The sequence below is a fragment of the Paraburkholderia mimosarum LMG 23256 = NBRC 106338 genome (assembly GCF_000739815.1).
GTDB lineage: Bacteria > Pseudomonadota > Gammaproteobacteria > Burkholderiales > Burkholderiaceae > Paraburkholderia > Paraburkholderia mimosarum.
In genome coordinates this window covers 1-6,877 of record NZ_BBJJ01000145.1, presented here as the reverse complement: position 1 = coordinate 6,877, position 6,877 = coordinate 1, and the positions used below count along the sequence as shown (strand labels likewise).

The 6,877-nt window shown below is 63.7% G+C and carries 9 protein-coding genes; all 9 read left to right on the top strand.

What is annotated here, in order from left to right; translation table 11 throughout:
- Positions 1 to 836, top strand: an 836-nt coding sequence (locus tag BMI01S_RS35380; protein WP_218002769.1) for a hypothetical protein, incomplete at its 5' end; no start/stop codon positions are given.
- Between the two features lie 262 nt (positions 837 to 1,098).
- On the top strand, positions 1,099 to 1,452 hold the full coding sequence (locus BMI01S_RS35375) for a hypothetical protein (RefSeq protein ID WP_028232901.1): 354 nt from the start codon (positions 1,099 to 1,101) through the stop codon (positions 1,450 to 1,452).
- Positions 1,453 to 1,699: 247 nt separating this feature from the next.
- Positions 1,700 to 2,335, top strand: coding sequence for a hypothetical protein (locus tag BMI01S_RS35370; RefSeq protein ID WP_036047034.1), 636 nt, complete (start codon positions 1,700 to 1,702; stop codon positions 2,333 to 2,335).
- Between the two features lie 1,235 nt (positions 2,336 to 3,570).
- The gene (locus tag BMI01S_RS35365) at positions 3,571 to 3,858 is read left to right on the top strand and encodes a toxin-antitoxin system TumE family protein (RefSeq protein WP_028232900.1); all 288 of its coding nucleotides are present in this window, start codon (positions 3,571 to 3,573) and stop codon (positions 3,856 to 3,858) included.
- Positions 3,855 to 4,199 (top strand): HVO_A0114 family putative DNA-binding protein, encoded by a 345-nt coding sequence (locus BMI01S_RS35360; RefSeq protein WP_028232899.1) that lies wholly within the window; start codon positions 3,855 to 3,857, stop codon positions 4,197 to 4,199. The genes BMI01S_RS35365 and BMI01S_RS35360 overlap by 4 nt, the downstream gene beginning before the upstream one ends.
- 144 nt (positions 4,200 to 4,343) lie before the next feature.
- Positions 4,344 to 4,808, top strand: a complete 465-nt coding sequence (locus BMI01S_RS44330) for a ParA family protein (RefSeq protein ID WP_081723633.1) — start codon at positions 4,344 to 4,346, stop codon at positions 4,806 to 4,808.
- The gene (locus BMI01S_RS35355; RefSeq protein WP_154671495.1) at positions 4,690 to 5,109 is read left to right on the top strand and encodes a P-loop NTPase family protein; all 420 of its coding nucleotides are present in this window, start codon (positions 4,690 to 4,692) and stop codon (positions 5,107 to 5,109) included. Before BMI01S_RS44330 ends, BMI01S_RS35355 begins: the two co-directional genes overlap by 119 nt.
- Positions 5,110 to 5,227: 118 nt before the next feature.
- Positions 5,228 to 6,211, top strand: a complete 984-nt coding sequence (locus BMI01S_RS38435) for a ParB/RepB/Spo0J family partition protein (RefSeq protein WP_081723631.1) — start codon at positions 5,228 to 5,230, stop codon at positions 6,209 to 6,211.
- A gap of 45 nt (positions 6,212 to 6,256) precedes the next feature.
- On the top strand, positions 6,257 to 6,877 hold a 621-nt coding region (locus BMI01S_RS41555; RefSeq protein ID WP_156123890.1), incomplete at its 3' end, for a TrfB-related DNA-binding protein.

Here is a 6,877-nt window from a genome sequence, read left to right as displayed (position 1 = left end):
GACATGCGCACCGATCAGGCCATCACAGCGGAAACAGGCTCTCGCGAAAACAGCACATGTTCGCCGACTGCTGGTTCAACCTGATCCACGAGGCATCGATCGACTCGTTCCGCGTGCGGGCCATGAACCCGCTCAACATGGTAGACGAGTTGCTCCGGATCCTCGATGCGCGGCACGCCAACGACGCCGATCGCGTCCGCGTGATCGGTGAGGCGAAACTTGTCCTTGCCGAGGACCTGATCCTGTCCAGCCCTGTGTTCAATCCAGCGCGCGCCGAACTCAGGCTTCTGCTGGAGAGGGCTGGCGCGGCACCGAAGCCAGCGGCGCCGGGCCATGACAAGAAGCAGGCCGAGAATGCCAAACCGGGCAAGGCGAAATCTGTCCTCGCGGAAAGCCTGTCTCTCATCGAAGCCTTCGCGCGCGAGCTGCAGCACTTGCTGCGCGAACACTACCTCAGAACAGTCATCGACTGGCTGAAGGCAAAGCTCGCGGCGCCGGACGCCGCCATTGACGCGGATGAGCGGCGTGACTGGGCGCATATCGAGGTGGCGACCAGCACGATGCTCAGCGTGCTGGTACATCTTGGCTGGAGTTTCCAATCCCTCTATGTGCTATACACGACGATACTCATTCCGCGCCGCATCGACGAGAAGAAGCCGTACGATTTCGCCGCCGCGCTCGACTCCGCGTTGAGCAAACTACTCGCCCCGTCCGACGCATACGACATTACCTTTACCATTCGCGATGTCTCCAAGCCCGCGCAGTTTCCGAATCTATCGGAGAGATCCGCTTCTCGACCAGGCCGCCGGAGGTGCCGCGACCGCCATCGGAGCTGATGGAAAAATTCCTCAAGCCAGCCGGCAACAAGCTGTTCGCGACGCTGACCGTCAAGGCGCAGGAGGCGAGGATGGCGGCAACGTCTGCCGGCGACCAGATCAGCCAGGTGCTCGATGTCGTGCGCTACGGATACGAGCGTAAAAATCCGCGGCTGTCGGAAAGTTTCGTTGCGGTGACGGGTGGCAAGCAGATGTACCTCAAGGCCCAGGTACGGTTAGCGCGCCATTCCAGTCGCTCACCGCGGAGCAGCTCGGTGAATTCATGGAGCGCCTTACCAATCTCGTGGTCAGCGATGGCCTGCGCCAGGAGGCTCGCAGCCGTGTCTTTTCGACGTTCCGGCTATACAGAACAGGGTCCGAGACGTCGAATTTCGAGAACAAGCTGGTGAACTGGTGGACCGCACTGGAGTTCATGGTCAAGGGCAGCAGCAGCGGTGCGATCGGAGATGGTGTCGAGAAGGCGATCAAGTCGACGGTCGCACTCGCCTACGTGCCCAAGCATCTGCGTGCGCTGCGGACGCTGCTCAACGATCTAGGGGCGAGATACCTGATCCAGCGGCCGGCACACCGGTCGCGGTCGGTAGCCTTACGCTGGCGTCGCTGTACGGTCTGCTGAAAAGTCAGGCTGCCAGGGATGCCGTTCTTGCGGCCTGCGCGTCCCGCCCGTTTATGTCTGTGCACGTGAAGCGGCTCCTCGCGTATGTCGAGAACCCGCAGAATCTGCAGTCAACGATGACAGGCCACGCAGGACGGCTGGGATGGCACATCCAGCGCGTGTACCGAGCACGGTGCGACATCGTGCATAGTGCGGGCCGCGTGGTGAACGCGGCGATGCTCTGTGCGAATCTCGAGTACTACCTGCCTTGTCCACGGCGACGGCGTCCGGCCAGGCGCTGAAAAGCGCGGCGGACGCCGTCGAAGTTAGCGGCGAGACCACGATCAAGCAACTGGATGCCGCGATCACCGTGTACCTGCATTTTCCGGAACTCATCATGACGACCGCTCACGCCATTGAGGGTGCCGCAATGGCCGGCGGCACCCGGTCACTGGATTATTCGTCCCTGGTGCAGAACCTCAAGGCGGCGCAATCGAGCCAGGGCGCCGCGAGCGATGCCAAGACTCAGGTGCAGGGCGCCAATGCGCAAGCGGGCAGCGCCACCGCGGCGGCGAGCGCGGCGGGCGCCGCGCAGGTGCAGAAGCTGAATTCCCCAGGCGGGGTGACGGTCACGCTTAGCCTGGACGCCGCTGCCGCAGCGGCCGCGGGCGTGGCGTCGGCCGCGGTGCCGCCGGCCCAGCCGGCCGGTATCGCGGCGCCAGACACTACACCGGCCCTGGATGCGGCCGGCAAGCAGGATGCGCTGGCCAGTGTGCTTACGTCGCCGGCCTACAACGACATGACTCGGGTGAGCGTCCTGTCGGCGTCCGCACTGGACGACCTCCCCAGCCCGGACTTTTCCACGACCGCAGTTAACATCCAGGCGTGCTGGCCGGTGAATTGACGCAACTGCCGCAGGTCGTAATGCTTGCCACCGTCTCTGTTCCGGAAGCACGTGGAAGGACGCGGAAGGGGAGCACATTTGGATTCGCAAAGGTGAGCGAATGGATGCGGCCTACGTTTCTGCCGACACGATCGGCGCCCATCCCGGTGCCTCACCCCGTGGTGCGGTTGCGCCGCTGTGTGCGTCGGCGCACGTAACCTTGCCGTCTCTCATCTGGGGGCTGTGTGTGGAAACTACGCTTTGATGATGGTATCCCCGTTGGCGCGCACTGCCGTGACTGCCGGCAGCGCGCGCGTCAGGGCGTGCAGGACCGTGCAATCTGGTGTGTCCGCAACGACTGCGGGAAGCAGGGGTGCTCATCATGGACTTTGCCGACAAGCTCTGGGATCTCGCCAACGCCGTCACCGGCTTTTCGATAGCGCAGTCGCTCGTGATGACGTTCGCCCTTGGTAAGGGTTCAAGCGCGTACTGGTCGACGCGCGAACGCATTGTCTCGCCGCTGCCTTCAGCGTTGGCTTTGCGCTCCTGTACGCGCTCGCGATTGGACTTTGCTGTTCCGCAGGGCAGCATTATGTCGAGGCGAGCAACCAGATTACGTGGTGGGCGATCGCGCAGGGCCGATGGTGTGCTGTCGGCCTGTTCACTGCGATCCTGTGCTTTATGCTCTAAATGCACTTCCCTGGCCAGCACAGCTCACCCGCCGGGCCGCCGGGAAGCATACGCGACGCGAGGCGTGGCGAGAGCGCCGGGGCCGCCGATATACAGCGCCTCGATGACACGGACCAGCTAGCTGGGCCGGGGCGCCCGTCTGATCACCCGCATTAACGGTCCCGCACGTATCCCGCGTCCGTCGATGTTCGCGCGGCACAAAGTAAACTCGCCGCTGGCGTCGGGGCGCGTTCTTGCCAGGACGCCGCGCGGCTTTTTTTTCGCCTGCGCGAAAATTTCCGCCTTCCCCGCCGGTCACACCCCGCTCGCCCGGTCACGCCCGCGCCCGGTGCCGCCCCGTCACATGGCGCGACTCGCCCATGACTTGCCGCGACTCGGCGGACGTGACTCCCAACGGTCGCCACCGGTCACCCCACCGCGACGCCGGTCATGCGGGCACATCCCGAGACGCCCGCGGCCACGGTTATCAGTGAGGGAAGTCAGGGGCGTGGATTGAATGCCACGCATTCAGGGCCAGTGCGTTGGCCGAATTGACAACACCCAATTGTGTTGGCATTATTGCCAACATGAAAGCCACTCTCTTACTCAAGGAACGTCTGGTAGTGGACGCGCAGTCCTTCGCGGCAGCGCTGATCTGGCAGGTTCCGCACCCCGTACCGGGGAGCACACATTTATTCAAGTACAGCCTTGCGTACATAGTGCGCACGGTCTGCGTACTGCGGTACGACAATGAGCGTGGCAAGGGCGATCACCGGCACATCGGCGACGTCGAGACACCCTATGTGTTCACGACGCCGGAACAGCTGCTGGCTGATTTCTGGTCGGACGTCGATCAATGGAGGGCTTCAACATGAACACGGTCACACTCGGCGTTGCAGGGCGCGACGCCTTTTCGAAACGTTTTGCGGCGGCCATGCGTGGCCAGGCGCAGGGGCAGTTCATCAGCTTCGAGACGCCCGAGCTTCTGTTCCAGACGCTCACGCAACTGCGCTGGAACATCCTTAAGGCGATGACGGGTGCCGGCGTGCTGTCGATCCGCGAGGTGGCACGTCGGGTCGAGCGCGACGTGAAACGCGTCCATGAGGACGTCGGTGCGCTGCTCGCCGTTGGCGTCCTTGAGCGCACGGAAGAGGGGGTTGTCTTCCCCTATGACGCGATACACGTCGATTTCACGCTGCAGGCACAGGCGGCGTGAGCCGCCACAAACCGGTCGCACAAGGCGAATTCAGGCAGAGATACATTTAACAAGTAAATTGCCTGTTAAATGTATCTCTGCCTGGTAGAGTGATGTGCACGGTGATCGAACGCGTCACCTAACCAACACGCTACCGGAGTCACCATGTCGGCCATCGCGATCGTCAACCAGAAGGGCGGTTCCGAAAAAACAACCGTCTCGTCCCACATCATGCACGCAGCGACGCGCCGCAATCTGTGCACGCTCGCAATCGATTTCGACAAGCAGGCTAGTCTCACGCGCTTCTTCGGCGTGGAGGCCACGCCCGGCCATGCGGCTGCATCGGAGTGCTTCAAGACGGCGCTGACGGGCGAAGTTGTGCGCTGCACGGAGAACGTGGTGTTCCTGCCTGCCGATCGCGCACTGCGTCTGTGCTCAGGGGGCCGGAGCCGAGGCGGCGCTGCAGGCGGCGGCGAACGTGCGAACGCTCGCGACCCAGCACGAACTGGTCGTGATCGATACCGCCGGTGCGCTCGGGGAGGACGCAACCACATATGCGGCCCTGCTGGCTGCAGATTTCGTGCTCGCACCGTTCGCCGTTGGCGCCTTCGAGGCGCACGCACTGGCTGACCTGTGGGAATGCCTCAGCGCGGTTCGCAACAAGGAAAACACCGGCCTGCGTGTCATGGGCCTGCTGCCTAGCAAGGTCAATACGCGCTCAACGGCGGAACTGGCCGGGCTCGCATCGCTGCGCGCGGAAATGGGCGACATCATTGCCCCGCACGTGCTGGCCGAACGCGCTTCGGTCAAACAGGCCATTGCCCAGGGACACCCGGTCTGGCATGCGACGAAAGGGCAGGGCCACGCGACGGCAGAGCGCGAATGGCGGGCCGCCTGCAACTGGGTTCTCGACACTGCGATGGAGGCTTGAGCCATGAACGCGAAAATGCCATTCGGTAATCCGGGCGCAGTGCTCAAGGGCGGACTCGGCCGTACTAGCCTCGAAGAACTGACGAAGCGCGCGCGAGCAGACGCTTTAGCTCGACCAGATCCACATTCCCGCGCAGGAGCGCACCGAATTCGAGGACGAGGACAATTCGCTGCTCGAACTGGGCGAGAGCCTGAAGTGCTGGCAGCTGCAGGCGATCGTGGTGCGCCCGGTCCAGGGGCCGACGCCGTATGAACTGGTTGCCGGCGAGCGCCGCTGCCGGGCAGCACGCCTGGTGGGCCTCACAGAACTGCGCGCCTACGTGATCGAACTCACGGACGAGGAAGCGAAGGACGCGCGCCTAGCCGAAAACATCCAGCGCAAGAACCTCACGCTCTTTGAGGAAGCGCGCGCGCTGCAGCTCGACGTCGATCGTCTGGGAATGCAGGGCACGCTCGAGCGCCGCCACAAGAGTCACGCGTGGTTGTCCAAGCGCCTCGCGCTCTTGAACCTGCCGCAGCAGGCCCAGCGCCTGGTTACGGAACACATCAGCGCGGACCTCGAAGTGATCAACCGCGTGAAGCATGTCGAAAAGCTTGACCCGAAGGCCGCCGAATCGCTGGTGAATAACCTGGAGGCGACGCGCGGCGAACGACGGGCGCGCACGCAGGTCGACGCGGTGCTGGAAGCAGTCAAGCCGAAAAAGCCGCGCGCTGCGAAGGCCACCGAAACCGGCGCGGCACCACAGGAAGCCGCTAACCCCGCGGCGGCCGTCGGCGAACTCGCGGCAGGGCAAGACGCGCAGGCGTTCAGCGTGCGGCTGCTCGATGAACTCTACGCGGCGCTCGCCGACCAGGGGCAGACAGCGGACGGCGTACTTGAGAAAATGACGCCCGAAGTCATGAAGGCGGCCGCGCAGTGGCTCGAAGACCATGCCGCCCGTGCGCGTGAGGCTGACGACATGGGTCGTGCGGTGCTTGCCGGGCTGCGCGCCGGGACGTTTGCGCCTACCGGCGCGGGTGCCTTCACGCTTGCCGCCTTTCTTCATGGCGGACAGACAGGGCAGGCGTGCGAACTCGCACAGATTCTGCGCTGCGTTCAGTAACAACGGTCAGCCGCGGCATGCGCCGCGGCCTCAACAGGTGTCATCATGGGTCGAGTTTCCACGAAACGGCTTTCCGCCGCCGCCTTCGCACAGCTGATGCCGTGGCTGATCAACCTCGACGAACGGCGCATCGAGGCGGCACGCCGCGCGATCGTCAACAACGAGCTTCATGCGATCATCGCGAAGGAATTTGGCTGGACGCAGCAGGCCGTGCACAATGCCGTCGCCACCGTTTGGGGGCGATTCGAAAAGGCCCGCGAAGCTGGTTTCAATGCTGATGAGAGCGCAGAGGATGTCATTACCGAGGACATGGGGCCAGCCAGCTGGACGTCGGTTCCCGAGAGTGGCGGTGACAGGCACTTCAGCGGACGCCTGACGAAGAAATCATGGACGCGTTTCGAGAACGGGCTTGCCGATCTTGATCGTGACATCGTGCGTGTCGCACGCATGGCCGTCGTCGACGGCAGCTCGATGCGCGAGATAGCAGCCGCCTGCGAGTGGACCCAGAAAGCGGTGCGCGAAGCTACCGAACAGGTCTGGATGCACATCGTTCATCTGCGTCAGGCGCTGTTTCACACGACGCCATCCGCGCTTGCAGCTGCGGACGTGCCCGAGGGCTGGGTAACGCTTGCGGTGCCGCCTGCACTTGTCGAGCAGTTTCGCGGG

What these genes read in the sequence shown, in the direction of transcription:
- BMI01S_RS35375 (WP_028232901.1), top strand. Translation starts at nt 1,099, where the DNA reads ATGGAGCGCCTTACCAATCTCGTGGTCAGCGATGGCCTGCGCCAGGAG.
- BMI01S_RS35365 (WP_028232900.1), top strand. Translation starts at nt 3,571, where the DNA reads ATGAAAGCCACTCTCTTACTCAAGGAACGTCTGGTAGTGGACGCGCAG.
- BMI01S_RS35360 (WP_028232899.1), top strand. Translation starts at nt 3,855, where the DNA reads ATGAACACGGTCACACTCGGCGTTGCAGGGCGCGACGCCTTTTCGAAA.
- BMI01S_RS44330 (WP_081723633.1), top strand. Translation starts at nt 4,344, where the DNA reads ATGTCGGCCATCGCGATCGTCAACCAGAAGGGCGGTTCCGAAAAAACA.